We start from the raw sequence: 2108 nt of genomic DNA on the forward strand, positions 1-2108 counted from the left end.
CATTTAAAGACATTTATTTTTCTGAGGATAAAAAAATGCCAGCTCAAGGCTGGCACTTTTCAAACTGGGAAGAAATTACTCTTCGCCTTCATCATCTTCTTCAGGGTAGATAGCATCTTCACCTTCGTAGTAAGTGCCCCAACCGTCGTAGATAATGTCGAATTTCTCTGCAAGGTTCACAAGCTTCTCAACTTGTGCATCGATCGCTTCTGCATCTAGAGCTGACTGCATAGTCGCATCACAACAAAGTAGCTTGTTGCCATCTTCGTCTTCTGTCTCTTCAGCTTCAAGTACTTCAAAACCCATTTTGAATGCTTCAACAACGGCTTTCTCAAGCACTTCGAAATCTTCAGCAAATAGGTGATGCTCGATATCGTATAGAGCTTCAGGATCGCTACCATCTTCAATTAGTGCTTCAATGATGTCGCGAGTCTCTTCCTTTTGAAATTCAATTAATTCCGCTACTGATAGATATTCATCTTCGTGAGACATGTGTCTGCTCCAGAGTGTTGACTATGAAAAGATCAAATTTGATTGCCACGAAATATGGCACGGATCGTCCAGAAAAGCCACCCAGATCAGGCATAGAAAGATAAGTTTATCGCTAGATAGCAGAAGTAATATCAATTCAAAAGTGAAACCAAAATCACAGAAACAAATTTTCAACATTTTATTAACCGGTGACTATTTCAGCATTTCGTCTCTAATGTCACTTTTGAGCATATTAAATAGAAATTGCGTGCTTAGTCATGGTGAATGCATACGCTGAACTGGTTTTGAGATGCATAAAACCTCAAGTTACTTTCAAAAAATGCATAATAGTGAATAGAAAATCACTAATAATAAGCAAAATAGATTTCAGACATAGCGCAGATTGAGCATAGATCCTCAAAAATGTTGTTCCATGCCAAACGCACTCAATTGGAATTTAACACCTAACTTTCAACCAAAAATGGTTTTTAGTTCGGATAATTTCAAAAATACTTCATTTTTACACGAACTCTAAAACTTGCATATTACGATCAAGCTTGTCATAAATAGACGCTGGATTAAAAGTAAGGATGCAAAATGAGTAAGCTGTACGTTGGCTCCGAAGTCGGTCAATTAAGACGAGTTCTCCTAAATCGACCTGAAAGAGCACTCACCCACCTCACCCCTTCTAACTGTCATGACCTTCTATTTGATGATGTATTGGCTGTGGAAGCTGCCGGTGAAGAACACGATGCCTTTGCAGAGACACTACGTAATCAAGACGTAGAAGTACTGCTACTGCACGATTTATTGGTAGAGACGCTTGCCGTACCTCAAGCACGCGAATGGCTGCTAAACACTCAAATCTCAGATTTCCGTTATGGGCCTACCTTTGCTCGTGACTTAAGAAACTATCTTGCTCAAATGGATAATGAGCATCTAGCAACAATCTTACTGGGTGGCTTGGCGTATTCAGAGCTTCCTATCAAATCATCATCGATGCTTCCTAAAATGCATCGCCCACTTGATTTCGTTATCGAGCCACTGCCTAACCACCTATTTACACGCGATACTTCGTGTTGGGTTTATGGCGGTGTGTCGCTAAACCCTATGATGAAGCCAGCACGTCAACGTGAGACAAACCATCTACGCGCTATCTATCGCTGGCACCCAGTGTTTGCAGGGCAAGACTTCATTAAGTACTTTGGTGATGAGGACCTTCATTACGACAACGCCAACATTGAAGGCGGCGATGTACTGGTTATTGGTAAAGGCGCGGTACTTATCGGTATTTCTGAGCGTACCAAACCACAAGGCGTTGAGAACTTAGCGGCGAGCCTATTTAAGTCAGGGCAAGCAACCGAAGTGATCGCTATCGATCTACCAAAGCACCGTTCATGTATGCACCTTGATACGGTAATGACACACATGGATATCGATACCTTCTCTGTGTATCCAGAAATCGTTCGTAAAGATTTAGACACATGGCGCCTAACACCAAAAGAGAATGGTGAGATGCGCGTAGAGAAAGCGGAAAACTACCTGTCAGCGATTGAAGGTGCGCTAGGTCTTGATCAGCTTAAGATCATCACTACAGGTGGTGACAACTACGAAGCTGAGCGTGAGCAGTGGAATGA

At 42.0% G+C, this 2108-nt stretch carries 2 protein-coding genes; one reads left to right on the top strand and one right to left on the bottom strand.

The window, feature by feature from the left end; genetic code table 11:
* Nucleotides 1-75: 75 nt before the first annotated feature.
* Nucleotides 76-492, bottom strand: coding sequence for a ribonuclease E inhibitor RraB (rraB, locus tag BCT81_RS21200; protein WP_004738675.1), 417 nt, complete (start codon nucleotides 490-492; stop codon nucleotides 76-78).
* Nucleotides 493-1068: 576 nt separating this feature from the next.
* Between rraB and BCT81_RS21205 the strand changes: the two genes are divergently transcribed.
* Nucleotides 1069-2108, top strand: a 1040-nt coding sequence (locus tag BCT81_RS21205) for an arginine deiminase (protein ID WP_102425730.1), incomplete at its 3' end; no start/stop codon positions are given.

The sequence above is a fragment of the Vibrio sp. 10N.261.52.A1 genome (genome assembly GCF_002876325.1).
Lineage (GTDB): Bacteria > Pseudomonadota > Gammaproteobacteria > Enterobacterales > Vibrionaceae > Vibrio > Vibrio chagasii.